Here is a 1150-nt window from a genome sequence, read left to right as displayed (position 1 = left end):
AACTGAAGTTACGCAAAAGATGGATTACCCATCTTTAATAAATTGAGTTCATTGAAAGCTGCTTTATTAGCAGCAAGGTAAATTTTAGACTTTATTGCAAAATGATTTAACGCTTGAATAAATTTGAGTTTTTCCAATTTTACATAAGCAAAAATAGAGGCAAACAAATGATTACTTTGCGTTTTGATTGTTCTAGTTGGCGACTTAGCGATTGCTGCATTTTGTTTTAAGCTTTTATGATATTCTTCTACACTCCATCGTTTTTTATAGGTTGTAGTGAAATCCTCATCTGACAAGTTAAAGTCATTCGAAACCAAAAATCGTACCCCTGTAGATTGATCCTTGTTTGTAAAAATCTGCTTGATTAATAAGACTGGTATTTCCAGATCTTTTAACCAAACTTTTACAGGAGTATTATTGGGTATATCTAGTGCCTCAATCCTTGTCCAATGACCAGCATTTCTATCTTTTTCACTTACAGCAGCTTTTCGGTTGCTCTTCATGTCAAAGATGAAGAACTTCTTTTTTTTGTGTATAAAAAGCATATTCGCTGAAGAACCAAACCAACTATCCGCTAATACATACTTAAATTTTAGTTGATTATGTATATTTTGCTGAACCATTGTCTGTAATAATTCATTTTTCGTTACTAAGCTTTTCCGCCTTTCTTTCTTTGTTTTTATATCACAAAAATGTTGTGTCTTTAAAATAAGCTCAAAACTTACTGGTGCTCGTAATGCGAGTGCTTGATCGGGGGAATGACTATAATAAAAAGCCGTTAATAAATTAATGCCTTTTATATTTTTTCCTGTGCTGTGGTCATAATGCCAGCAGATTAATGAACTCTCTGATGTATATCTTTTTTCAATAATACTATCATCAAATATCAAACAAGCATCTTCTGTTTCATGCGACCGAATTAGCTTTTTCGTAGACTTCCATAAGTCTCGTGAACCGAATTCATTTTCACTTAATAGTCTGGTTATTTCGTCATGGGATATTGCTCCATCTACTAAGTTGGACAAACCTGTTGCCGTTGCTTGATGAACGGTCGTTAATAAATAATCTGTGTATAAGTCTAATTTATCTTCCATTCTATAAAGTTAAACTTTATAACTTAATTTCTTTAATCTTTGCGTAACTTGAGTTA

1 protein-coding gene is annotated in these 1150 nt (G+C 32.3%); it reads right to left on the bottom strand.

Going from position 1 to position 1150, the window contains the following annotated elements:
• Positions 1-8 precede the first annotated feature (8 nt).
• A complete protein-coding gene (locus tag CG11_RS26125; RefSeq protein ID WP_052599913.1) occupies positions 9-1094 on the bottom strand; it encodes a transposase in 1086 nt (361 codons plus the stop codon).
• Positions 1095-1150 lie beyond the last annotated feature (56 nt).

The organism is Aureispira sp. CCB-QB1 (genome assembly GCF_000724545.1).
In the GTDB taxonomy this organism is placed as follows: Bacteria; Bacteroidota; Bacteroidia; order Chitinophagales; family Saprospiraceae; genus Aureispira.
This window is presented reverse-complemented; position numbering and strand designations above follow the sequence as displayed.